Source organism: Mycolicibacterium sichuanense (genome assembly GCF_033741125.1).
Taxonomy (GTDB): domain Bacteria; phylum Actinomycetota; class Actinomycetes; order Mycobacteriales; family Mycobacteriaceae; genus Mycobacterium.
Genome location: NZ_JAWQPU010000006.1, coordinates 405,696 through 429,585 on the forward strand (window position 1 = coordinate 405,696; position 23,890 = coordinate 429,585).

General features: G+C 68.7%; 25 protein-coding genes. 6 read left to right on the forward strand and 19 right to left on the reverse strand.

Features of this window, described 5'->3' with window-relative positions:
* Positions 1-56: 56 nt before the first annotated feature.
* The 9 genes from SBI80_RS20310 to secA2 all read right to left on the reverse strand — a co-directional run bounded on the left by SBI80_RS20310 (position 57) and on the right by secA2 (position 7,422).
* Entirely contained in the window at positions 57-551 is a 495-nt protein-coding gene (locus SBI80_RS20310; RefSeq protein WP_318976590.1) for a bifunctional nuclease family protein, read from the reverse strand.
* 57 nt (positions 552-608) lie between these two features.
* Entirely contained in the window at positions 609-1,346 is a 738-nt protein-coding gene (gene ftsR, locus SBI80_RS20315; RefSeq protein WP_318976591.1) for a transcriptional regulator FtsR, read from the reverse strand.
* Positions 1,346-1,822, reverse strand: a complete 477-nt coding sequence (gene garA, locus SBI80_RS20320; RefSeq protein ID WP_318976592.1) for a glycogen accumulation regulator GarA — start codon at positions 1,820-1,822, stop codon at positions 1,346-1,348. The genes ftsR and garA overlap by 1 nt, the downstream gene beginning before the upstream one ends.
* A gap of 126 nt (positions 1,823-1,948) precedes the next feature.
* Positions 1,949-2,344 carry a glycine cleavage system protein GcvH gene (gene gcvH, locus SBI80_RS20325; protein WP_318976593.1) on the reverse strand — a complete coding sequence of 132 codons (396 nt, stop codon included), beginning with the start codon at positions 2,342-2,344 and terminating at the stop codon, positions 1,949-1,951.
* A 50-nt stretch (positions 2,345-2,394) separates the two neighbouring features.
* Positions 2,395-3,186 carry a DUF881 domain-containing protein gene (locus tag SBI80_RS20330; RefSeq protein ID WP_318976594.1) on the reverse strand — a complete coding sequence of 264 codons (792 nt, stop codon included), beginning with the start codon at positions 3,184-3,186 and terminating at the stop codon, positions 2,395-2,397.
* A 3-nt stretch (positions 3,187-3,189) separates the two neighbouring features.
* The gene (locus SBI80_RS20335; protein WP_163738697.1) at positions 3,190-3,522 is read right to left on the reverse strand and encodes a small basic family protein; all 333 of its coding nucleotides are present in this window, start codon (positions 3,520-3,522) and stop codon (positions 3,190-3,192) included.
* Positions 3,523-3,556: 34 nt separating this feature from the next.
* On the reverse strand, positions 3,557-4,468 hold the full coding sequence (locus SBI80_RS20340; protein WP_318976595.1) for a DUF881 domain-containing protein: 912 nt from the start codon (positions 4,466-4,468) through the stop codon (positions 3,557-3,559).
* Positions 4,461-5,084, reverse strand: a complete 624-nt coding sequence (locus SBI80_RS20345; RefSeq protein WP_318976596.1) for a CDP-alcohol phosphatidyltransferase family protein — start codon at positions 5,082-5,084, stop codon at positions 4,461-4,463. The genes SBI80_RS20340 and SBI80_RS20345 overlap by 8 nt, the downstream gene beginning before the upstream one ends.
* 10 nt (positions 5,085-5,094) lie before the next feature.
* Positions 5,095-7,422, reverse strand: a complete 2,328-nt coding sequence (secA2, locus tag SBI80_RS20350; protein ID WP_318976710.1) for an accessory Sec system translocase SecA2 — start codon at positions 7,420-7,422, stop codon at positions 5,095-5,097.
* Positions 7,423-7,585: 163 nt separating this feature from the next.
* Between secA2 and SBI80_RS20355 the strand changes: the two genes are divergently transcribed.
* Both SBI80_RS20355 and SBI80_RS20360 read left to right on the forward strand, forming a co-directional pair.
* Positions 7,586-9,496: an ABC transporter ATP-binding protein/permease gene (locus tag SBI80_RS20355; RefSeq protein ID WP_318976597.1), complete on the forward strand. Its 1,911-nt coding sequence runs from the start codon at positions 7,586-7,588 to the stop codon at positions 9,494-9,496.
* Between the two features lie 45 nt (positions 9,497-9,541).
* The gene (locus SBI80_RS20360) at positions 9,542-11,461 is read left to right on the forward strand and encodes an ABC transporter ATP-binding protein/permease (protein ID WP_318976598.1); all 1,920 of its coding nucleotides are present in this window, start codon (positions 9,542-9,544) and stop codon (positions 11,459-11,461) included.
* On the opposite strand, the gene SBI80_RS20365 is transcribed toward SBI80_RS20360, so the two are convergent.
* From SBI80_RS20365 to SBI80_RS20375, 3 genes are read right to left on the reverse strand one after another with little or no spacing between them, the layout of a single operon-like run.
* The gene (locus SBI80_RS20365) at positions 11,458-12,978 is read right to left on the reverse strand and encodes an FAD-binding protein (protein WP_318976599.1); all 1,521 of its coding nucleotides are present in this window, start codon (positions 12,976-12,978) and stop codon (positions 11,458-11,460) included. The two genes, SBI80_RS20360 and SBI80_RS20365, sit on opposite strands and share 4 nt — an antisense overlap.
* A 22-nt stretch (positions 12,979-13,000) precedes the next feature.
* A complete protein-coding gene (locus tag SBI80_RS20370; RefSeq protein ID WP_318976600.1) occupies positions 13,001-13,495 on the reverse strand; it encodes a VOC family protein in 495 nt (164 codons plus the stop codon).
* Between the two features lie 45 nt (positions 13,496-13,540).
* Positions 13,541-14,218, reverse strand: coding sequence for a TetR/AcrR family transcriptional regulator (locus tag SBI80_RS20375; RefSeq protein WP_318976601.1), 678 nt, complete (start codon positions 14,216-14,218; stop codon positions 13,541-13,543).
* 110 nt (positions 14,219-14,328) lie between these two features.
* Between SBI80_RS20375 and SBI80_RS20380 the strand changes: the two genes are divergently transcribed.
* On the forward strand, positions 14,329-14,766 hold the full coding sequence (locus SBI80_RS20380; protein WP_318976602.1) for a nitroreductase/quinone reductase family protein: 438 nt from the start codon (positions 14,329-14,331) through the stop codon (positions 14,764-14,766).
* Between the two features lie 51 nt (positions 14,767-14,817).
* Positions 14,818-15,558, forward strand: a complete 741-nt coding sequence (locus SBI80_RS20385) for a DUF72 domain-containing protein (protein WP_318976603.1) — start codon at positions 14,818-14,820, stop codon at positions 15,556-15,558.
* Between the two features lie 54 nt (positions 15,559-15,612).
* Here SBI80_RS20385 and SBI80_RS20390 read toward each other — a convergent pair whose 3' ends face one another.
* The 6 genes from SBI80_RS20390 to SBI80_RS20415 form a co-directional block, all read right to left on the reverse strand.
* On the reverse strand, positions 15,613-16,233 hold the full coding sequence (locus SBI80_RS20390; protein ID WP_318976604.1) for a SecDF P1 head subdomain-containing protein: 621 nt from the start codon (positions 16,231-16,233) through the stop codon (positions 15,613-15,615).
* 15 nt (positions 16,234-16,248) lie between these two features.
* Complete coding sequence (locus SBI80_RS20395) at positions 16,249-16,953, reverse strand: Rv1815 family serine proteinase (protein ID WP_318976605.1); 705 nt, start codon at positions 16,951-16,953, stop codon at positions 16,249-16,251.
* A gap of 116 nt (positions 16,954-17,069) precedes the next feature.
* Complete coding sequence (locus tag SBI80_RS20400) at positions 17,070-17,684, reverse strand: LysM peptidoglycan-binding domain-containing protein (protein WP_318976606.1); 615 nt, start codon at positions 17,682-17,684, stop codon at positions 17,070-17,072.
* Between the two features lie 144 nt (positions 17,685-17,828).
* Positions 17,829-19,235, reverse strand: coding sequence for an NAD(P)/FAD-dependent oxidoreductase (locus SBI80_RS20405; protein ID WP_318976607.1), 1,407 nt, complete (start codon positions 19,233-19,235; stop codon positions 17,829-17,831).
* Positions 19,236-19,248: 13 nt separating this feature from the next.
* Positions 19,249-20,199, reverse strand: a complete 951-nt coding sequence (locus SBI80_RS20410) for a sterol desaturase family protein (protein ID WP_318976608.1) — start codon at positions 20,197-20,199, stop codon at positions 19,249-19,251.
* 38 nt (positions 20,200-20,237) lie between these two features.
* Complete coding sequence (locus SBI80_RS20415; protein WP_318976609.1) at positions 20,238-21,806, reverse strand: carboxylesterase/lipase family protein; 1,569 nt, start codon at positions 21,804-21,806, stop codon at positions 20,238-20,240.
* 207 nt (positions 21,807-22,013) lie between these two features.
* On the opposite strand from SBI80_RS20415, the gene SBI80_RS20420 reads away from it, so the two are divergent.
* Together SBI80_RS20420 and SBI80_RS20425 are read left to right on the forward strand one after the other, a co-directional pair.
* Entirely contained in the window at positions 22,014-22,349 is a 336-nt protein-coding gene (locus tag SBI80_RS20420; RefSeq protein WP_318976610.1) for a DMT family transporter, read from the forward strand.
* Positions 22,349-22,672, forward strand: a complete 324-nt coding sequence (locus tag SBI80_RS20425) for a DMT family transporter (protein ID WP_318976611.1) — start codon at positions 22,349-22,351, stop codon at positions 22,670-22,672. Before SBI80_RS20420 ends, SBI80_RS20425 begins: the two co-directional genes overlap by 1 nt.
* Here the strand turns inward: SBI80_RS20425 and SBI80_RS20430 are convergent.
* Positions 22,641-23,831 (reverse strand): MFS transporter, encoded by a 1,191-nt coding sequence (locus SBI80_RS20430; protein WP_413232764.1) that lies wholly within the window; start codon positions 23,829-23,831, stop codon positions 22,641-22,643. The genes SBI80_RS20425 and SBI80_RS20430 overlap by 32 nt on opposite strands.
* Positions 23,832-23,890 lie beyond the last annotated feature (59 nt).

The window sequence follows — 23,890 nt, forward strand, 5'->3', positions numbered from 1 at the left end:
ATCGGGGAAACTCGCTCCGCGTGTCGAGCGCGTGAGACGTATCCGTGACTATCGCGTCAGGTGGCCTTGAAGTCGTCGGGAGACACACTGTCGAGGAACTCCTTGAACTTCTCGACCTCGTCCTCGCGCACCGCGCCGGTGGTCTCCTCGTCGGACTCGTCCGGAATCAGCAGGCCCGCCTCGGCGAGCACCGCCTCCTCGACGTAGATCGGCACCCCGACCCGCATGGCGATCGCCACCGAGTCCGAGGGGCGCGCCGAGACCTTGATGTCGCGGTCGAAGACCAGGTCGGCGTAGAAGGTGCCCTCCTGCAGGTCGACGATCCGCACTTCCTTGAGCGAATGGCCAAGGGCGGTAATCAGATCCCGGATCAAATCGTGGGTCAGCGGGCGGGCCGGTTCGACGCCCTGCTGCTCCAGCGCGATCGCCTGGGCCTCGGTCTGACCGATCCAGATCGGCAGGTAGCGATCACCATTGGATTCGCGTAGCAGCAGAACCGGCTGGTTCTGGGGCTGCTCAACGCGAATTCCGATCACACGAACTTCGCCCATCTGTGTCTGCCCTCCGCCTGAAAGCCGGTCCTGAAACCGTCGTGCCGAGTCTAATCCTCAGCGATCGAGTACGTCGCGCACCGCAGACTTGATCAGCGAGGTGTGCAACGTGATGGCCAGTGCAGCGACCTCGCGGGCCAGGTCGTCGGCGCGGTCTCGCGCGCCTGCCTTGACCACCGGCCCGGCGATCTGGGCGATCAGGTCCGACTGCCGGTCGGCGGCCGAACGGAACGCCCGCAGGTGCCGGGGTTCGACGCCGTAGTCGGCCAAGGCCTTGGCGCACTGCGCCGTCACGACAGAGTGCTCGTCGAAGAACCCACCGGGCCCGGTCCTGATCACGCCCGCCTTGATCAGCGAGCCGAGGAGTTCTTCGTCGACCCCAGAGCGGGACAGCAGGTCCTCCCGGCTCAGCCGGACCTGGGCCGGCGCGACGGCGGCCGTGTCGTAGGCGCTGGCGTCACCGGCCCGGTCCTGCGAGACCTGGACCAATCGCGGTACGCCATAACCGGTTCCGGTGTCGGGGAGCGCCCCGTCGGGCTGCGCGTCGAGTTGGGCCTTGATGACCTTCAACGGCAGGTAGTGGTCCCGCTGAGCGGTCAGGATGAAGCGCAACCGCGCACAGTCGTATGCGGTGAATCGCCGGTAGCCCGAGCCCGAGCGTTGCGGCGTGACCAGACCTTCGGCTTCCAGGAAGCGGATCTTGGAGATGGTCACGTCCGGAAAGTCGGGTCGCAGCGAGTCGAGGACCGCTCCGATCGACATCCCGGCGAGCGCTGGGGTGTCGGGCGCGGTCATTAGCCTGCCGTGCTGCCGTCGTCGCCCTTCGGTCCGGTGAGGAAGACCAGTCGGAACTTTCCGATCTGGACTTCGTCGCCGTTTGCCAGCACCGCGGAGTCCACGGGCTCGCGGTTGACGTAGGTGCCGTTGAGACTGCCGACGTCGACGACCTGGAACTCACCGGACTCGAGCCGGAACTCCGCGTGGCGGCGGCTGACGGTGACGTCGTCGAGGAAGATGTCGCTGTCGGGGTGGCGACCCGCCGAGGTGCGCGCTTGATCGAGCAGGAATCGCGACCCTGCGTTCGGACCGCGCTTGACGACGAGCAGGGCCGAACCAGCCGGAAGTCCCTCGACTCCCGATACGGCGTTGTCACCGCCCGTTGCTGGCGGGGCGTCCAATTCGTTGAGGAAGTCCGATCGAAAGACCGATGTGGTCTCGACCGTCACTTCTTCGGACTGATCAGCTCCCGAACTGGTGTCGTTGTCCGTCACCCGGTGCTCCTCACTGGCTGCTGTGGCGATGGTCGGCGGACACGCCAACCACGACGCCGGCCGTCATGCGTCTCGAGACGACCGTACCGCGCGCCGGGGTCGGCCGTGTCCACCACCGCCTGAATTTCATTCGTCGAGGGTCGCGCCGTAGGCGTCGGCGTCGAGCAGACCGTCGAGTGCCTCGGAGAGCTCGGCGGCATCGATCTGCAGGTCGACGAGCCATCCGGCGCCGTACGGATCGGAGTTGACCAACTCCGGCGAGTCCGCGACGTCGCCGTTGACGGCAACCACTTTCGCGGTGATCGGGGCGTACAGATCCGAATTCGACTTCGTCGACTCGACGGTGCCGAACTCGGCGCCGGCGGTGACTTCGGCGTCGACGTCGGGCAGCTCGACGAAGACGACGTCCCCGAGCGCGGCCTGGGCGTAGTCAGTGATGCCGACCCGGACGGTGTCGTCGCCGGTCCGACGCACCCATTCGTGTTCCTCGGTGTAGTAGAGATCGGACGGAATCTCGCTCACTGGGCTCCTCATTGGCCTCGGTGGTCATCAGCGTGGTGCGGATGTCGTGCTCACTTGACTGGCTGAGCGTATTGGCGGGGTTTCGGTTGCCGCAAGGCGGTCACGTTCACCACGCCAGCCTGTTGCACCGACATTGTGCCGCCAACCCGCTCGACACTGTCCACGGCCCCGCCTGGGATGTTCATCGCGGCGGCCAGGGTGGCCGGATCGCCAATTGCCAGAACGGAATAGGGCGGGGACAGCGTGGTGCCGTCGACGACGAGCGCACCGGGCTGCCCGACCACCCAGGTGTCGACGCCGACCCGCACCGGCGGCTGGACCGGACCGCTGATCTGCATGGCCTCGGCGCCCGCGGCGCGCAGCTCGTTGACCACGTCCAGCATGGTCTCCGGCGACACTCCAGGAGCGGTGTCGGCGATGGCGATCGTCACTCCGGGTCCGGTGGCAGCCACCGTGCCGATCAGGATCGACAGGGCCGCCAGCCGCGCCCGCGCGTTCTCGATCGCCGCCTCGTCGTTGCTGCCCGAGAACTGCAGCGACTCGAGCGTGCGCTGCAGGTCGGCGACCTCGGTATTGAGCGCGGCTTCGCGTTGCTGCAGCGAGTCGAGCAGGACCAGCAGGTCGGCCGGCCTTGCGGTCTCCAGGGAGTCTCCAGATTCGGTCTGGCGCGCCTGCGTGACGATGGCCACGCCGAGCAGCACCACCAGCACGATGGCCAGCCCCCCGAAGACGAGCTGGGACCGGCTGCGGCGGGGGGCGGGGGGCGCGGCGCCGGCGCGCCGCTCGTGCCTGCCGTGTTCGGGGGTCGGTTCGGGGGTCGGTTCGGGTTCGGTCTCGGTCATGGCTCAGGCGCCGAACAGTCTGCGCCGCAGGGCGGCGGCGTTGCCGAAGATCCTGATGCCGAGCACCACGATGATCGCCGTGGACAGCTGGGTCCCCACTCCCAGCTGATCGCCGACGAAGACGATCAGCGCGGCGACGAGCACGTTGAAGACGAACGACACCACGAACACCTTGGCGTCGAAGATGCGCTCCAGATACGCGCGCAGGCCGCCGAACACCGCATCCAGCGCCGCGACGACCGCGATCGGGAGGTAGGGCTGGATCGCCTCCGGCACGCTGGGATGGAACACCAGGCCGAGGACGATGCCGACGACGAGTGCGGCTATACCGACCATCTATCTCCGATCACGCTCTCTACGGATTCCCGCATCATGGCCCGACCTGCTTGGCGAAGTTGACGTCTCGGACCGAGCCTGCGGGCAGCTTCAAGTCGTCGGCCTCGCCGACGGTGACCATGACGCCGTACGACGCCTCCAGCAGATGCAACCGTGCCAGCGCCGGGCTCTGGCCGAAGGTGTCGGATATCCCGTGCGGCGGCCCGACGGCCAGGACCACGTACGGGTTGGCGATGGGCTGATTGTCGACCAGCAGGCCCCCGCCCGCCTGGCGGATGGTGACGTTCGGTCCGATCCGCACGCCGCCGACGGCGATGGCCTCGGCGCCGCTGACCCACAGCGAGTTGACCACCAGCTGCAGATCCCGGTCGAGGATGACCTGCGGGCTGCCGGCGACCCGCTGCTTGGTCACGTCGGTCAGGTCGCGGGCCGCGCTGGGCTCGGTGATGGTGACGGTCAGGCCGGGGCCGTGCACCGCGGTGGCCGCGGCGGCGAACTCCGCGACGTCGAGGTCGGCCAGCAGCTGACGGCCGCGCTGGTCGCCCTCGAGCCGGCTGCGCCGCTCCGACTCGACCCGTCCCGCCAGCGCATTGCGCCGGGCCAGGTCCTGGTCGGTCGCGCGCTGCGCGCTACGCACCCCCTCGGCCAGCACCTGCCGGCTCTCCTGGGTCGTCGGGGCGACCGACTGCGCCTGCGCGGCGGCGGCCGCGAACACCGCGGTGACCAGTGACCCGGCCAGGATCCGCCAGCCCCAGTTCGTTGCCACCCCCCGCCGCTCCCCCGAAGCCCTGCGCTCGGCCGCCGCGGCGTACCCGGGGTCGAGGTGATCCGACAGCAGCGACCGCAACAGCGACGGCACCGGGATCAGGCTCGGCGCCCCCGCGACGTGCGCGCTGCGTCCGGCGTCCGGGCTGTAGCCGCCGAGCGCGCGCCCCTCGTCAGACACGTCCCCGCGGGCGCCGGGGCATCCGTCGCACCACCATCGTCACCTGGATCAGATACAGCACGCCCGACCACAGGTACATCGCCATCCCCCAGCCAAGGAAGGCCCATCCGATGGCCAGGATCACCCGGCTCCACAGCGCGTCCCACTGGCCGAGCAGCACCAGCGGGAAGCCCGACATCAGCGCGAACGTGGCGGCCTTGCCGACGTAGGTGACGCTGAGCGCGGTCAGTCCGCGGCTGCGCAGCACCGGCAGCGTCGACGCCAGCACGACGTCGCGGACCAGCAGCACCACCACGAACCACCACGGCACGATGCCGACCGAGGCCAGCGCGACCGGCACCACGACCATGTAGATGCGGTCGACGGCCGGGTCGAGCAGCGCGCCCAGCCGCGACGATTGGTTGTCGACGAGCCGGGCGATCTTGCCGTCCGCCCAGTCCGAGAACCCGCTGAACATCAGCACCGCGACGGCCCAGCCATTGGCCTGGGCGACGAGCAGGTAGATGAACACCGGCACCAGGACGAGCCGCAACACGCTCAGCGCGTTGGGAATGGTCAGTATTCGGTCGCTCGGCTCGCGGGTAGCCTCGCCACGGCCCTTCGTCGTGGGCTCCATGCAGATGAACCTAGCGGAACACCCCAGGCAGGCTCAGCGCCGACATGGAGTCGTCCGCCAAGGGATTGTCGTGAATCATGTAGGTCCACGTCGAGGTCGGCCTGGCGAGTTTGGACAGGTCCAAACCCTGCTCGTCGGTCAGCACGTTGGCCGTCTCGAAGGTCTGCTGCGCGGCCTCGATGGCATCGGCGGCCAGTGAGGCGAACGCGTCGACGGCGAGCCGATGGAACTCGTCGAGCGGGTTCTGCCTGCCGAGGGCGCGCAGGTGGATGCTCTCGCGGATGTCGGACAGGTAGGCCTGATGGTCGGCCCAGCCGCGGTCGAGGTGGTACAGCATGATCTGGCGGCAGATCTTCTCCAGCCGCTCCTCGTCGACCTCCGCCGCCAGCTCGGCATACCGCTCGGGTGCGCGTTCGGCGAGTTCTTCGCGGGCGGTTGCGGTGCGCAGCAACGTGTTTCGCCGCTCCACCAGGATGGCGCGCTGCTGGGCCACCAGCTGGTTGTAGCGCCAGGTGTTGGCGTGGACGTCGAGCAGCCTGCCCTCGGCGACGCGCTGGGCGTGCTCGAGCAGCTGGGCGGCCTTGGGGTTGGTGATGCGCCCGTCCTCGTCGGTGGCCATCGGCAGCTTCTCCGGCTCCAGGTGCGCGACGACGACGTCGTCCTCCCAGCTGGAGAAGAACACCGACGAACCCGGGTCGCCCTGACGTCCGGCGCGACCGCGCAGCTGATTGTCCAGCCGCTCGGTGTGGTGGCGGCCGGTGCCGATCACGTGCAGCCCGCCGAGTGCGGCGACCTCCTCGTGGCCGGCCTCGTTCGAGCCACCGAGCCGAATGTCGGTGCCACGCCCGGCGATCTGGGTCGACACCGTCACCGCGTTGAGCTTGCCCGCCTCGGCGATGACGAGCGCCTCCTCCTCGTCGTTCTTTGCGTTCAGCACGACCGCCGGGATACCGGCCTTGACCAGCCGTTCGTGCAGTTCCTCTGACTCGGCGACGTCGCGCGTGCCGACGAGCACCGGCTGCCCGGTCCGGTGGATCGACTTGATGTGGTCGATGACGGCGTCGATCTTGGCGGCCGCGGTGATGTAGACCCGGTCGGCCTCGTCCTCGCGAATGTTCGGGGTGTTCGGCGGAATTGGCGATACCCCGAGCTTGTAGAACTGGCGCAGCTGCTCGCCGGCCGCCAGCGCGGTACCGGTCATGCCGCACACCGTCGGGTAGCGGTTGATCAGCGCCTGGACCGTGATGGTGTCGAGCACCTCGCCGGTCTCGGTGGTCTCGATGCCCTCCTTGGCCTCGACCGCGGCCTGCAGTCCGTCCGGCCAGCGCTGCAGCTGGGCGATGCGCCCGCGCGAGGCGTTGATCAGCTGCACCCGGCCGTCGCGCACGATGTAGTGCACGTCGCGCTGCAGCAGCACGTGCGCGTGCAGGGCGACGTTGATCTCGGTCAGCGTGGTGCTGACATTCTCCTCGGAGTAGATGTCGACGCCGCCGAGGGCCTTCTCCAGCTTGCGGGCGCCCGCGTCGGTCAGGTGCACGTTGCGACGGTCGGCGTCGGTGTCGTAGTCCTTGCCGGCGACGAGTTCGCCGACCATCTCGATGATCTCCAGCCGCGGCGTCTCGCGGTGCGTGGTGCCGGCCAGCACCAGCGGCACCAGGGCCTCGTCGACGAGCACGGAGTCGGCCTCGTCGATCAGCGCGACGTCGGGGTCCGGAGACACCAGGTCCTCGACGTCGGTGACGAGCTGATCGCGCAGCACGTCGAAGCCGATCTCGTTGACCGAGGCATATGTGACGTCGCAGGCGTAGGCGGCACGGCGTTCGTCGGGGGTCGACTCGGCGGTGATCCAGCCGACGGTCAGGCCCATGGCCTCGAGCAGCGGGCCCATCCACTCGGCGTCGCGGCGGGCCAGGTAGTCGTTGACGGAGATGACGTGCACGTTGCGCCCGGCGATCGCATAACCCGCGGCGGCGATCGCACCGGCCAGGGTCTTGCCTTCACCGGTGGCCATCTCGACGACGTCGCCGGCCAGCATGCGCAGCGCGCCGAGCAGCTGAACGTCGAACGGGCGCAACGTGGTTGCTCGTTCGGAGGCCTCCCGGGCGATGGCCAGGAACTGCGGGATGTCGGCCGACTCGGCCAGCCCCTCCAGGTTCAGCAGCTTCGCGGCCTTCTGCAGCTTCTCGGCGTCGAGGCCGGCCGCCTTCTCGTCGTACTCCGCCGAGGCGCGCACCAGATCCATGGACTGGGCCTGGTCCTTGTCGGTGCTGGCACCGAGCAGCTTCCAGAAGCGGTTGCTCAGCCGCCCCTGGGTACGGTCCTTGGTCTTGGGCGCGATCTTTGGCACCCGTTCACGGTACGCGGCGCCTCCCGGACTCTGCGAGCGTGCGTGTCGGTCCGCGACACGCCGCTCGACTTCGGCACTCCGCGCACGCTCGCCGACCTCGGTACTGCGGTAACTTCGCGCTCGGGAGTGTCGCCGGACATCCGCGGGGGGTCTGATGGATTCGGGACGGTTCAGACCCTCGATCGACTGGAGCACCGAGTTCCTCGGCTCCACGCTCTGGGTGCTGAAGACCTTCGCCATCACCGCGGTCGGCCTGGCCGTCGTGCTGGTCCTGCTCGCTCGCCTCACCGCGTGGGGACGTCAGTTCTGGCGGATCAACGGGCCGTACTTCACCGCCCGCGGATCGCGTCTGGTCGTGTGGGCCATGTTGGCCGCCCTGCTGGTCTCGGCCATCGTCTCGGTCCGCATCACCGTGCTGCTCAGCTATTACGGCAACGACCTGTTCTCGTCGCTGCAGGTGGCGTTCGAGGGCAGCGGGACGCCGGATGGCGTCCGCAAGCACACCGGCATCGACGGGTTCTGGTCGGCCATGCGCATCTTCGCCGTGCTGGCGTCGGTCGCGACGGCCCGCACGCTGGTCGACCTCTATCTGATGCAGCGCTTCACCATTCGCTGGCGAATATGGCTGACCCGTCGGCTCGTCGACGACTGGCTTGGCGGGTACGCCTACTACCGCGGCCAGCTGATGAGCACGCCGATCGACAATCCCGACCAGCGCATCCAGCAGGACGTCGACATCGTCACCGCGGGCACGGGCGAGCCGAACACCCCGTCGCACGGATCGGGTGCCACGTTGTTGTTCGGGGCCGTCGAATCGGTGTTGAGCGTCGCGTCCTTCGGCGTGATCATGTGGCAGCTGTCCGGGCCGTTGACCGTCTTCGACGTCACGTTGCCGCGGGCGCTGTTCTGGATCGTCATCGTCTACGTGCTGGTGGCCACCGCCGTCGCCTTCTGGATCGGCCGCCCGCTGATCCGGCTGAGCTTCCTCAACGAGTTCCGCAACGCCAGCTTCCGCTACGCGATGATCCGGTTGAAGGCCTCCGCGAGTGCCGTCGGCCTGTACCGCGGTGAGGAGGCCGAACGCCGGCAGCTGACCGGCCGGCTGGGCGAGGTGATCGCCAACTACCGGCACTGGCTGCGCCGCATGGTGCTCTTCCTCGGTTTCAACCTCTCGGTGAGCCAGGCGATCAACCCGCTGCCCTACCTCGTCCAGGCCCAGCGGCTGTTCGCCAACGAGATCTCCTTCGGTGACGTCATGCAGTCCGCGACCGCGTTCCACGCCATCCACGACGCGTTGTCGTTCTTCCGCAACGCCTACGACGCGTTCGCGAGTTACCGGGCCGCGCTGATCCGCCTCGACGGCCTGCTCGACGCGAACGCCCGTACCCGGGTCGATCCGCAGCTGGTCGTCGAGCAGTCCGCCGACGACAGCCTGCAGTGCGCGGGCGTGGACGTCCGCACTCCCGACGGCAAACTGCTGGTGCATTCCCTGAACGCCCGGCTGGCTCCCGGCGAGAGCCTGGTGATCACCGGTCCGTCGGGCAGCGGCAAGACGACCCTGCTGGCGAGCCTGGCGGGGCTGTGGCCGCATGCCTGCGGGCACGCGCGCTTCCCGGTGCCGCCGCGCGAGGTGATGTTCGTCGCGCAGCTTCCCTATCTCCCGCTCGGCGATCTGCGCGCCGTCGCGTCCTATCCGTTGCCCGGTGACCAGGTGGACCTCGGCCGGGTCCAGGCCGCGCTGCTCGAGGTGGCACTGCCCCATCTCGTCATTCGCGTCAACGAGATCAGGGATTGGGCGACCGTGCTGTCGGTGGGCGAACAGCAGCGAATCGCGTTCGCCCGCATCCTGCTGAACGCGCCGCGGGTGGTGTTCCTCGACGAGTCGACCTCCGCCATGGACGAGGGCCTGGAACTAATGCTCTACCGGCTGCTTCGCGACGTACTGCCCGACACCATCGTCGTCAGCGTCAGCCACCGTGACACCGTCGAGCAGCACCACGACCGCCAGCTCACCCTGCTCGGTGACGGCCGATGGCGGCTGGATCGGATTTCCGCCACACGCTGAACCCGGAGGACGGCTCTCACGAGAAGACCGGGGTACCTTGCCGGAATGGAAATGTTCACCCCGACGCTCGACTGGAGCGCCGAGTGGCTCACTTCGCTGTGGTGGATCGCGAAGGCCTGGGCGATCTCCGCCGTGGCCACCATGGTGATCCTGGTGCTCATCGCGCGCTTCACCACCTGGGGACGCCAGTTCTGGAAGGTCACCGGGGACTACTTCAGCGGGCGTTCGAGCATCAAGGTGTGGGCCTGGCTCGCCGGTTTGCTCCTGTCGGTGATCATCGGCGTCCGGCTCACGGTGCTCTTCAGCTATCAGAGCAACGACATGCTGACCAGCTTCCAGGTCATTGCCGCCGGTGTCGGCGGTGGCGACGCCACGGTGAAGGAATCCGGCCGGGAGGGTTTCTGGCTGTCCATCGGGGTGTTCAGCATCATGGCCGTCATCTACGTGGCGCGCGTGATGCTCGACCTGTTCCTCATGCAGCGCTTCATCCTGCGGTGGCGCGCCTGGCTGACCGATCGGCTCACCGGAGACTGGCTCGACGGGAAGGCCTACTACCGGGCGCGCTTCATCGACGACACCATCGACAACCCCGACCAGCGCATCCAGTACGACATCGACATCTTCACCACCGGTGTCGGCCCCACGCCCAACAACCCGAACAACACCACCGGGTCGACGCTTCTGTTCGGCGCGATCAGCTCGATCGTCACGATGATCTCCTTCACCGAGATCCTGTGGAATCTCTCCGGCCCGCTGACGCTGTTCGGCGTCACCCTGCCAAGGGCGATGTTCTGGATCGGGCTGGGCTACGTGGTCTTCGCCTCGGTGATCGCGTTCTGGATCGGCAAGCCGATCATCTGGTTCGCCTTCGACAACGAGAAGTACAACGCCGCGTTCCGGTACGCGCTGGTGCGCCTGCGCGAGGCGTCGGAGGCGGTCGCCTTCTACCGCGGCGAGATCGCCGAGCGCACGGGGCTGCGCCGTCGCTTCGCCTCGGTCGTCGGCAACTACAAGCGCTACATCAACCGGATGATCGGCTTCTACGGCTGGAACCTCTCGCTGAGCCAGATCATCGTGCCGCTGCCCTACGTGCTGCAGTTCCCCCGGTTCTTCGCCGGTGAGATCAAGCTCGGCGACATGACGCAGACGGCATCGGCGTTCGGCAGCATCCAGGACGGGCTTTCCTTCTTCCGTAACGCCTATGACCAGTTCGCCGGCTACCGCGCGGCGATCATCCGTCTGCACGGTCTCGTCGTCGCCAACGAGGAGGGCCGGGCCCTGCCGTCGGTGGAGACCGCGGCCTGCGTCGACGGCACGGTCCGGCTCGAGCGCGTCGAGGTCCGCACCCCCGACGGCAAGCAGCTCGTCAAGCCGCTGGACATGCGGTTGGAGATCGGCGACACCCTGGTCGTGACCGGCAAGTCCGGCAGCGGCAAGACCACGCTGTTGCGCAGCCTGGCCGAGCTGTGGCCGTTCACCAGCGGCACGCTGACCCGGCCGTGCGGTCCCAACGAGACGATGTTCCTGTCGCAGATGCCCTACGTGCCGCTTGGCGATCTGCGGGCCGTCGTGTCATACCCCTGCGAGGAGGGCACGCTCGATGACTCCCAGCTGCACGACGTGCTGACCAAGGTGGCGCTGCCGCATCTGCGCGACCGCCTCGACGAGGTGCAGGACTGGGCCAAGGTGCTCTCGCCGGGCGAGCAGCAGCGCGTAGCCTTCGCCCGCATCCTGCTGACCCGGCCCAAGGCAGTATTCCTCGACGAGTCCACCTCGGCGCTCGACGAGGGCTTGGAGATGACGCTGTATCAGCTGGTGCGCACCGAGCTGCCGGACACCATCCTGGTCAGCGTGAGCCACCGCAAGACCGTCGAGCAGCATCACACCAAGGAGCTCCACCTCCTCGGTGGCGGCGAGTGGCAGCTCAGGGACGTCGGGACCCAGCCCGAGCCGGTGCCGGTCTAGCCGCGGTCTGGTCTAGCTGCGCTGCCGGTCCGGCCGCGGGCCGCGTGGGCACCCGCCCGGCGGCCGAAGAACGAGCCCTCGCCGAGCTGCGTACCGCTGGCGTATCCCTTGCCATCCTGGGCGATGTTGGATGCGCAGGCGCCGGCAGCGTACAGGCCTGGCACCGCGCTGCCGTCCCCGCGCAGCACCTCGCCGTCGACCGAGACGGCCAGCCCGCCCATGGTGAAGCCGGAGTACATCGCCACGCCGAGGGACAGGTCGAACACCGCCCACGGCCCGGCGTCTTGCGCCTCGAGGTATTCCGGCTGCTTGTGGAAGTCCGGGTCCTCGCCGCGCGCGGCGTGTTCGTTGTAGCGCTCGAGGGTGGCGGCCAGCTTGCCGGCGGGAATCTCCAGTGCCGTCTCGATCTCGGCGATGGTCTCGAATCCGTCGAGGAACTTGATCAACGGCATGGCGGGCATCTCCATGTGCTCTTCGTCGACGACCAGATACGCGGTCTGGTCCGGTTGTTCGAGCACGAACGCCGAAGTGCGCGAGTGGTAGGAGTCTTCAGCGACGAAGCGCTGGCCCTCCTTGTTGACGATCACCCCGGTGATGAGCTTCTCCGGCGGGTAGGCCGCGGCGGTGATGAACTTCTCGTCGAGATTCTTGGCCACCCCGCCCGCCGACACGCCCAGCCGGATGCCCAGACCGTCGTCGTGGGGATTGCCGAGGATGTACGGCTCGACCACGCCGTGATGCTTGGTGCGGCGCGGCTTTCCGAGCTCTGGTGTGTACTCGGCGACCATCTCCGGGTTCATCGCGAAGCCGCCCGCGGCGATCACGACCGACTTGGCCCGGATCGCGCCGGTCTCGGTGAAGCGCTTCCACCGGACCCCGACGACCTTGCCGTCCTGCCTGCCGTCCTCGACGACGAGGTTGGTCGCGCCCGTCTCGTAGAGCACCGTCACGCCGAGGTCGGCGGCGCGCTTGACCAGCAGGTCGATCACCATGGCGGCGCCGCCCAGTTCACCGGGCACCGGCACGGAATGTCCGCGGGGCGCCGGGGTGGCCTGCTCGCAGAACGGCCAGACCTTCTCGTTGCCGGTGTAGGACAACCCCTCGGTGCCCGGCGGCACGACCACCTTGCCCGGGTAGAAGCTGCGCTCGAACTGGAAACCCAAGCTCTCCAACCATTCGAAGTGCTCGACGCTGCCGTCGGCGTAGGCGCGGATCTTGTCGAGCTCCGGTTCGCGCGACACGGCGACCAGGTAGTCGTACATGGCATCGGCGGTGTCGTCGTGTCCGGTGGCCTTCTGGACCTCGGTACCGCCGCCGAGGTAGAAGTGTCCGCCGGCCATGGCGGTGGTGCCGCCGGCGGCTGCGGCGCGTTCGAGGACCAGCACCCTGGCCCCCTCGGCGGCAGCGCTGACCGCCGCACACCCGCCGGCGATGCCGAAGCCGACGACGAGGACGTCCACCTCGTCGGACCACTCCGAGACATCGGACGCAGCAACGGTTTCGGGTACCTGCTTCATCGATGGCTCCTGGGCTGCGTCGTCACTTCTGCTCCTGTTTCACGTAGTCGAAGAACGCCTGGATCTCCGACGGGATGTGGGCGATCTCGAGATAGGGCACGCCGGCCTCGGCGTTGGCGACGTAGGCGAAGCGCATGCCGCCGGGCATCATGCCGTGCGCGACAACCGATGCGCCGCCGCATTCGGCGTCGTGCACCATGGCGTCGAAGCCGTCGACGTCGGGCGCCGCGACGCAGACGTGATGCAGCCCCGGCCCACGCGCGGCCAGGAATTCGGCGTACACGCTCTCCCCGCGCACCGGGGTGATGACCTCGAGCTGAGTGTCCCCCGCGTAGGACAGCGAGACGTGGGCGACGTGGTCCGCGGGCCGCCCGCGGTGCACGCAGGTGTCGGGGCCGAAGTGGACGTCGGACATCCGTACCCACTTCCTGGCGCCGACGAGTGCGCTCAGCGCGGCCTCGGTGGCGTCGAGATCGTGCGTCACCCAGGCAATCTGGACAGGTGTCTGGTCATGCATCGAATCGAGGATATCGCCGACGGCCCCCGCTGGCTAGAACGTGTTCTAGTTCGACAGTCCCGCGATGACGAGCCCGATCTGGCCGTCGAACACGTCCGCGGCGTCCGAGAGCGTGTCCGCGCCATATTGGCCGAACACCTCCAGACTGATCGCCCCGACGAGGGCGGCCCACAGCACGAAGCACTTCACCACCGCGCCATCACCCCCGGCGAAGCCGAATTCGGCGCGGATGCGGGCGAAGTCGGCCGACGTGGCCGGAGTGACGACCGGACCGGTGTCGGAAATGTCCCCCGCGGCCACGCCGTCGGCGACTGCCGCGAGCAGGCCGCCGATCACCCGCGTCCCCGGGCCGACCGTGACCTCCGCGGGGGCGTGGTACCCGGGCACCGGGCTGCCGTAGACCAGCGCCCACCGCGCCGGTTCGGCGATGGCCCATCGGCGCGCCGCCCGCGCCATCTCCAGCACCCGCGCCCGCCACTCCCTTACCCCGGTGCCCGCCAGGTCGACGGCGTCCGCCAGTTCGGTGTATGCGTCTACGATGAGCAGCGTCAGCAGCTCGTCGCGACTGGCCACGTAGCGGTACACCGCCGAGGAGACCATGCCGAGCTCGCGGGCGATCGCCCGCAGCGATAGCGCTGCCGCGCCGTCGGTCGCCAGATGCCGCCGGCCCACCTCGACGATGTCGCGTTCGATCCGCTCGCGGGTCTCCTGTCGTTTGCCCATGTCGCCAGTGTCGCACGAAATGAGAGCAATGCTCTTGATTTCGCCGACGCTTCGTGTCATGCTCAAAACGAGAGCGATGCTCTCGTAATCCATCTAGCCCAGGAGACGACATGACCACCCGTTACGACGTACCCAACCGCACCGCCCGCGCCGCCAACGAAGTCTTCCGCCGGCTCGCCGAGTGGGGCGTCAGCATCGCCGGGACACGCGCTCTGCGCGTGCGCGGCCGCACCACCGGCAAGACCCGCACCGTGGTGATCAACCTGCTGACCGTCGATGGCCGCGACTACGCCGTCTCACCCCGCGGCAACACCCAGTGGGCGCGCAACGCCAGGGCCGCCGGCCAGGTGGAGGTCGGTCCGCGGTGGCGTCGGCGCCAAGCCGTGGTCCGCGAGCTGCCCGACGACGCCAAGCCCGATCTGCTGGCGCACTACCTGCGGCGGTGGTACTGGGAGGTCAAGGGCCATGTGGGTGGGCTGACCCCGGAGTCCACTGCCGAGGAGATCCGCGCCGCGGCGCCGTCGATTCCGGTGTTCGAACTGGTGTGATGGCCCCGCCGAGCCCGATTGGGCCGCCGGCCAGCCGGGTACCTCGCGACGATGACGGTGCACATTGGCACGTCGGGCTGGTCGTACGACCATTGGCGGGGCGTGCTGTACGAACCCGGGGTGACCAGTGCGGCCCGACTCGCTCGGTACGCCCAGGAATTCGACACCGTGGAGGTCAACGCCACCTTCTACCGGTGGCCGCGAGACGAGGTGTTCGCGGCGTGGCGGGATCGCCTGCCCCCGGGGTTCACGATGTCGGTGAAGGCGCCCCGCGGCCTCACCCACGCGCGACGGTTGCGCTCACCCGAGGAATGGGCGACTCGGATCATCAGGGCGTGCGGTGCGCTCGGCGACAGGGGTGGCCCCCTGCTCGTCCAGCTCCATCCCGCGCAGCCGCGAGACGACGCCCGATTGGACTACTTCCTGGACTGCCTGGGCGGACGGGTCCGCGTGGCGGTCGAACTGCGACATCCGTCGTGGGACGACCCGGCGGTCTACGACCTGCTGGAGCGGCACGGCGCGTCCTACGTCGTCACCAGCGGTGCCGGAATGGGCTGCCTACTGCGGGCGACCTCCGACCTGGTCTACGTGCGGATGCACGGTCCCGATCACGAAACCCTCTACGCGGGTTCGTATTCCGATGACGACCTGCACTGGTGGGCACAGCGGGTCGACGAGTGGCAGGCCCAGGGTCACGACGTGCTGGTCTACTTCAACAACGACGGCGACGGCAACGCGGTGCGTAACGCCAGATCGTTGCGCGCCATGACCGACCGAGCACCCGCGGTGTGATCCGTTGCCCGGCAACGACACGCGGTCCAGGACGTGTGCCAGCAGGTTCGAGCCCTAGGACCCCTCGCGCAGCATCCTGGCGATGGTGGCCGCCGTCTGCGCGCTCAGTTCACCGGAGATCTGTAGCGACTGACCGTCGATCGGCTCGGTGATGGCCGGGGCGGCGAGCACCACGCCATCGCGCACGAAGGCGAGCTGCTTGCCGACGTTCGCGGCGGTGTATTGAGCGAAGGCGGTGCTGGACTCGGGGTCCATCGACATCTGCACGGTGTGGAAGTCACTGGTCGGCAGCTTCGTTTCGGTGGCCCCGGTCAGGTTGAGCGACAAGGCAACTGGGCCGAGCTGGAACACCGCGGCACGGTCGACGTCACACACCCGGATGGGTGCGTCGGGCGGGGCGGGAGGCGGCACGGGCGGGCAGTCCTCGGGGGTGGCAACCAGGGGCACCTCGACGACGGGGCGCACCGCGAGCGGTATGCCGATCACCTCGGGCGTGCGCGACGTTGGCATCGGTGCGGTGCGGGGTGCGGCGCGGCCAGGCTGCTCGGTCATGAAACCCATTGCCACGCCGACCAAGACGGTCCCAAGCATCGCCAGGATGCCAATCGATGCCAAGATGGCGATGCCGAGCCGTCGACCGGTCCACCGCTCACCCGTGACGAACGGACGCCTCATGGGTGACGGCAAGACTCAGGACTGCGGGAGTGGGGCGCTTCCCGACGTCGTACTGATGACCTGCTGGCGGATCTGCTGATCGGTGACCGGCCATGACACGGCCGCGGGGTACTGCCCCCAGGTGCTGTTGAACATGCCGACGATGACGGCACGGCCATCGTCGGTGAGCACGTAGACGGGGCCACCCGAATCACCTCTCTGGCTGACGACGCCGTTGGCCATCGTGAACCACCCGTTGTTGACGGCCTCCACAGTGCCACAGCTCTCACCCGTCACCACGCCGAAGTGGCAGACGCGCTGCCCCTGTTGCGGCACGACCGTCGGGTCGTAGGACAGTGCCCGACCGCTCGGCAGGGTGTCGTTGACCTGGACGTCGGGCGCGAGTGCGATGGCCTCCCAGTCCGAGATCGGATGGTCGGTGGAGACGGTGGCGCCGTCGGGCGTGTTGTCGCTGAACACCGTCTGGTGACCGACGACGTTGCCGTCCTTGTCACCGACCGTCCCGCTGCCGCGGCAGTGCCCCGCGGTGAACGCGGTCCGCGCCTGGACGTCGACGAATCCGAGCGTGCACTTGTTGGTGTCCTGGCGAATCTCCATGCCAGGGAACACCGGAGCACCCGGCGTGGCACCGGCCGGCGCCGTCGCTGTCAGGGGCGAGACGACGAGGGTTGCGACGGACGCGGTTGCCAGCGCGATCGCGCGCATGCGCGTCAGACGCATCAGACGCATCGTCGTCTCCGATCGGTAGTGGCAAGAGAACGCATAGCGTACCCAGAGCAAAGGCGGCCCGCACCCAAAGGTGCGAGCCGCCTCATCGACGCGGCTCTAGGGATGGCCTAGGGAATCGTCACGACCTGACCGGGCTGGATGAGATCGGGGTTCGAGATACCGCTGGCCGCTGCAATGTCGGGGTACCTGTTGCCGTCGCCGTAGAACCGCTCGGCGATTGCCCACAGCGTATCCCCCGACACCACGGTGTAGGTCCGGGGCTCCGGAGGCGGCGGCGGTGCTGGCACCTCTGCCGGTTCGGCCTCGGCCGGTACCGGCGGTGCCGGCTCCTCGGCGGCGGCAGGTGTCACCTCGGGCTCCGCTGCGGCCGGCGGCGGTGCAGGCACCTCGTCGGTCTGCGTTCCCGACGACCACGCTGGTCCATCGGATCCGTACAGCACCAGGTTGCGATCGTTCTGCAGGGTCAATCGAACGTCCTTGGCGCCCTTGGTCTGGCTGGCCCACACCGCATCGTCCGGCGTGTAGAGGACGAAGTTGCCGTCACCCTGAACCTCGGCGCGAACGACGTTCTTGCCGTTGGTACCCGTCGACCAGACGGCTTCGGCACCGGCATAGATCACGAGATTGCCATCGTCCTGGAGGATCAGGGTGTAGGCCTCGTTGAGCGAGGTAAGTGACTGACCTACCTCGAGCTTCTCGCCGCTTTGAAGTGTGTCTCCCACGAATTTCGCCCTTTCCGCGTAGGCAGAATTTCTGCGTAACCGCGGACCTCGACGTCGGAGGCAATTCCGCTGAGCGGAATCAGAACGCTTGACGAACAGTCGGTGGCGTGTCGATCTCGCGAAGACGCACGTCGGGAGTCGGGGTCAGGAGTCGAAGCCAAGCCCCAACGCATCGAGGGTGCGCAGCAGCGCGTTGCGGTGACCGGCCGCGTGGTCCGCCCGGTCAAGTGACCACCGGGTGGCCTGAATCCCGATGCTGGCGAACGGCTCCGGCGGGAAGGGCAGGGGCTTGCGGCGCACCATCTCGAGCTCGGTGCGCGGCGTCGGCACGCCGTCGAGCAGATCGAGGCAGACGTCGGCGGCGAACCTCGCGGCCCCGACCCCCAACCCGGTGAACCCGTTGACGTAGGCGACCCGGTCGTCGCGGGCCAGCCCCCAATGCGCGCAGAAGCGGGTATTGGTGTCGATCGCCCCCGCCCAGCGATGGCTGAACCGGACGTCCTCCAGCTGCGGGAAGGTGATGAAGAAGTGCGCGGCGAGCCTGCGGTAGCTCTCGTCGCGATCCTCGTAGTCGGCGGCCACCTTGCGGCCGAAGTGATAGATGGCGTCGTAGCCGCCGAAGACGATCCGGTCGTCCTGGGTCATCCGGTAGTAGTGGAACTGGTTGGCCGAGTCACCGATGCCCTGGCGGTTGCGCCAGCCGATGCTCTCGACCTGCTCGGCGGTCAACGGCTCGGTGGCCAGTACGTAGTCGTAGACTGGAATCGTGTGAAAGCGGTTGCGCCGCAGCAGGTGCGGAAAGACGTTGGTGGCCAGCACCACCTGCTTGGCGCGGATGGTGGCAGGCCTGGCGGTCACGTTGATCGAGGCGGTCCCGGAGTCCAGTGCCGTCGCGTTGGTGTGCTCGAAGATGGCGACGCCGGCCTCGGTGCAGGCGCGAGCCAGCTCGAGCACCAGCTTGGCGGGGTGCACGATCGCGCAGGTGTTCGCATGCTGCAACCCGGCGAGGTAGGTCGGCGAGCGCACCTCGGCCCGCACGGCCGACTCGTCGAGGTACTCGCCGTCGCCATCGGCAGCGGACTCTGCCAGCCACGCGACCTGATGGGGTTCGGTGGCGACGGCCAGCATGCCGCTGCGCTGCCACTCGACGTCGAGCCCGAGGCGTTCGATCTCGGCCTGCATGCCGTCGAGGTTCTCCAGACCCATGACGTCGAGCTGGTCGATCTCGTTGGGCCACCGGTTCTTTCCGTTCTCCCGGCCGTGCGTCAGGCTGGCCTCGACGAAACCGCCGTTGCGGCCCGAGGCCGCCCACCCGATGCGGTGGGCCTCGATCAGGACGATGCGCCGGTCCGGATCGCGTTGCGCGGCATGCAGTGCCGTCCACAGCCCGGCGTAGCCGCCACCCACCACCAGCAGGTCGCAACTGGTCGACTGGGTCAACCTCGGATACTCGGGCCGCTCGACGTCGAGCCACATGGAGCCGAACGCGCTGACGGCCAGGGACCGGTCGATCAGCGCGGGATCGACGGCGGCATCGAAGACGGTGTGCACGGGTAGACCCTACTCAGGAACCGCTAGCCAGCCTGCTGCTGGAGAGGCCAGCCGCAGGGGCCGCGTGCTTGGGCTGCCACCCCGGCGGGCCGAACACGTAGCCGAGGCGGTCGCGCCAGCGCTCGGCCCGCCGGACGTCGCGAGCCATCGCCACGTACTCGTGGGTCTGCAGCTTCCAGATGTCGTAGGTGGCCACCTGCTTGGTCAACCCGTAGTGCGGCCGGAACAGCTCCTCGGCGTAGGTGCCGAAAAGGCGGTCCCACAGGATGAAGATGCCGGCGTAGTTCTTGTCGAGGTATTCGGGGTCCATCCCGTGGTGCACGCGGTGGTGCGACGGGGTGTTGAAGACGTATTCGATGGGCCGCCACATCCGATCGATGCGTTCGGTGTGCACCCAGAACTGGTAGATCAGGTTCAGCGAGAAGCTGGCGAACACCATCCACGGCGGGATCCCCAGCAGTGGCAACGGGATCCAGATCAGGATCTCGCCGCTGTTGTTCCACTTCTGGCGCAGCGCGGTGGCGAAGTTGAAGTACTGACTCGAGTGGTGCGCCTGATGCGTCGCCCACACCAGCCGAACCCGGTGGGCGATGCGGTGGTATGCGTAGAACAGCAGGTCGACACCGACGATCGCGACGACCCAGGTGTACCAGCGCGTCGAGGACAGGTGCCAGGGCGCGAGGTAGGCATAGATCGCGGCATACCCCAGCAACGCCAGGAGCTTCCACGCGCCGGTCGTGGCGATCGACACCAGGCCCATCGAGATGCTTGCCACGGCGTCCCTGCGCAGATACGCCCCAGCCGGGGCCCGTTCGTCGGCATCGGTCAGACGTTCGAGCTTGCGCGCGGCGGTCCACTCCAGGATCAACGACAGCAGGAAGAAGGGGATCGCAAAGAGCACCGGATCCCGCATCTGCGGCGGTAGCACGTCGAGGAACGAACGGACGTCTGCCAGCCACTGCATGTTCACGCCTCCTCGAGTGGGATGTCAGCCCCGCGCCGTCACCGAAAGCTCAAGACGTCGTTTCCCCAAGCCGCGCGCAGCGCCCGGTCTGGATCCTCGACCACGGTGTCCTGCCGGTCGATCATCAGCGTCGCCCGGTCCTCGTCGCGGTAGGGCCGCCAGCGCGGCTCACCGGCGGGGCCCGTCGGCTCGCCGGTGGCGGCGAAGTTCAGCCACCGGGTGCGGATGCGCTCGGACACCGCGGTGCCCGTCTTGAGTCCGCCCAACTTGAAGGTCGGATCCTTCGGGCCCATCACGAGGTTGCCCCAGACGTAGGGCAGTTCGGTGGCATGAGCCGCTCCGAGGCGGATCAGTCGCAGCATCGGGGTGGCCCAGTCGAATCGGTAGGCGTACACGGGCGCCACGGTGTCGTGCCCCTCGGCGAACCAGATGGACGGCATGCGGAAACCGATGTCCCTGGCCACGCCCATGCCGGGCGTCTTGCCGCGGCCGCGGTAGGCCGAGCCCAGCTGCGCCTCGCTGGGCAGCTGCAAGCCCGGCTGCTCGGCGGCAATACCCTCGAACATCGCCTTGATCGCCGGCGGCGTGATGGGCATCAGGGGCGACTTCATGAACCGGAACAGCGCCGCCTCGTGCTTGTTGGTGCCGATGATCAGCGGCACCGGCAACGTCCTGCCGGCCCGCGCGACCGCGACGGGATAGTCGGGCACCACGTCGCCGTCGACGATCGGGGCGTAGGCCAGCGTGCCCGGCGTGCGCACGGGCACCTCGTCGAAGAGCCGTTTGGTGGCCGCCAGCACGGCGCTCATCGGCGCCGCCGGCAAGCGGTCCACCTCGTCGGCGGCGATGCCCAACGTGTCGAGGAACTGTTGGGCGATGCCGCGCGAGCGGCTCGCGTCGTACACCGACGTCGCGGGTGAGCTCTGGGCGATCGCCGCCGAGAAGAGCCCTGCGGCCGCGGGGCTGGCCAGCAGCGTCGTGACGATGCCTCCACCGGCCGACTCCCCGAACAGCGTGACCCTGGCGGGGTCTCCCCCGAACGCGGCGACGTTGTCGCGGACCCACTCCAGGGCGAACAACACGTCGCGCAGTCCGAGGTTGCTCTCGAAGCGGGTGCGATCGGTGGAGAAGGAGGACAGGTCCAGGAAGCCGAAGGCGCCGAGGCGGTAGTTGACCGTGACGATGATCGCCTCACCGCCACGGGCCAGTGCCCGTCCCCGGTAGAGCGGTTGCGACGCCGAACCGAGCACGTAGGCACCGCCGTGCACCCACACCATGACCGGCTTGCGGTCCCCGGGTTCGGTGTCCGAGGAGGCCCAGACGTTGAGGGTGAGCGAGTCGTCGCCCTGTGGCGCACCGAGGTCGATCGGAATCCGGGGGTCGGTGGGCTGCGGACAGGCCGGCCCGACCCTGGTGGCGTCGGCGACGGCGGCCCACGGTTCGGGGGGCTGCGGTGCCCGCCAGCGCAGCTCGTCGACGGGCGGGCGGGCGTACCGAACACCGCGCCACGACTTGACGGTGCCGTCGTCGACGCCGCGTACCCGTCCGTAGGCGGTGTCGACGACCGGTGCGTCGAGGGATCGTCCGGTGCCGGGGCCCGCCGTCACCGTCGGTCACCCCTGGCAGCGACGCGGTCGCCCTCGATCCCCGTCGCCGAACCCGGGTGATCGAGCGGCACCGCAGTCAATGCACATGGGGTATCCGACATCGGGACTCCTCGACGAACTCAACGAAATCAACGAACTGGTGAAACCTGAAGTTCACCAGGCTACTCGCGCGAACCTCGACGCCGCCCGGGCGACTAGGTTGATTCGGTGCGAAAGTGGGCCTATCTGACCGCGGCCATCCTCACCGAGGTCGGGGCAACGCTCTCGCTGCGTGCGTCTCAGGAACACTCCGCCTGGCTGGTGACGGTCGTGCTGGGGTACGCGGCGGCATTCGCGTTGCTGACGCTGGTGCTGCGACAAGGCCTCCCGGTCGGCGTGACCTACGGCATCTGGGGCGCCACCGGCACGGCACTCACCGCGATACTGGCCGCCGTGCTCTTTGGCGATCCCTTCACCTGGCCCATTGCGCTCGGCATCGCCCTCATCGTCGCCGGCGTGCTGTTCATCGAGTTCGGTTCCCGCACCGAGGATCGCGCGTCCTGATGTGGCTTGCCCTGGCGATGGCGATCGGCGTCGAGGTATTCGCCACGCTGGGCCTGCGCGCCTCGGACGGGCTGCGCAAACGGGCGTGGATCGCACCCGTCGTGGCCGGTTACCTGGCCTCGTTCTACCTGCTGTGGTTGACGCTGCGACTCGGCATGCCCGTGGGCATCGCCTACGGCGTCTGGACGGCCTGCGGGGTCGCCCTCGTCGCGGTGATCGCCCGCTGTCTGTTCGGCGACCCGCTGACCACCCGGATGCTGATCGGCATCGGTCTGGTGATCGCCGGCGTCCTCACGATCGAACTGGTGGGCGCCGCCCACTGAGCACCCCGGCCGCGACCGCGATCGCCAACCCGGCGACGGGAACGATCACCAGCCCGACCCGCAGGCTCGTCGCGTCGGCGATGGCCCCGACGATCGGTGGCGCCCCGACGGAACCGACGCGCATCAACCACGCCAGCAGCGCCAACCCGGTGCCGGCCCGCAGGCCGGGCAGCCGGTCGGCGCCGTGCATGGCTGCGGGAATGGCGGTCGCCGCCCCCAGACCCGCCGCGGCAAACCCGGCGATGGTGCCCGGCACGCTCGGAAACGCCAGCGCGAGCCCCATGCCCACCGCGAGGAGCAGACCGCCGACCCGCGTCACGGTTCGCTCCCCCAGCGCGTCCACCAGGCGGTCGCCAACCAACCGCCCGACGAACTGGGCACCGAGCAGCGCCACGTAGCCGAGAGCGGCGATCGCGCCCGCCGCGCCGAGTCCACCGCCGAGATACAGCGCCGCCCACGAGCTGCCAGCGTCCTCGATGATCGCGCCCGCCGTCGCGATGACCAGCAGCGTCGCCATGGCCGCCCAGACCCGCCACCCCGGCCGGCCGGTCACCGGCGTCGGGTCGGCGCCATGGTCCCGGCCGTCGGGCCCCTTCAACAGGAAGGGGTAGGCCGCGGCGGCCACCGCGATGAACGCGGCCGCGCTCAGCCCCAGGTGCACCCCGATCGGCACGTGCAGGGCAATCGCCACGGCCGCCATGCCGGCTCCGAGCATCGCACCCGCCGACCACAACGCGTGCATGGAGTTGATCAGCGAACGGCCGTAGACCCGCTGCACGCGCAGCCCGTGCGCGTTCTGGGCGACGTCGGTCACCGAGTCGCACAGCCCGCCACCGAACAGCAGGACCGCCAGCAGGACCGGCGTCGTCGCCAGACCTGCCGCGAACAGCAACAGCGCGATCCCGACGGTGCAGATCAGCGTGGTACGCGCCGACGTCAGCCGGCGCACGATGACCCCGGCGGCCAGCCCGGCGACCAGGGCGCCCACCGGGAACGCCGCCACCACGGCGCCGTATTCGGTGTTGCTCAGCGCCAGCTGCGCCTTCAGTTCGGGAAAGCGCGGCACCAGGTTGGCGAAGATGGCTCCGTTGGTGAGGAACATCGCCGACACCGCGACCCTGGCCCGGCCGGCGCTCGCGTCGACCCGGCCGCCCGTCACCACCGAGCAGACGATACTGGGCGACCAACCGGGCCCGGTGAGTGCGCCGGAGCACGCAC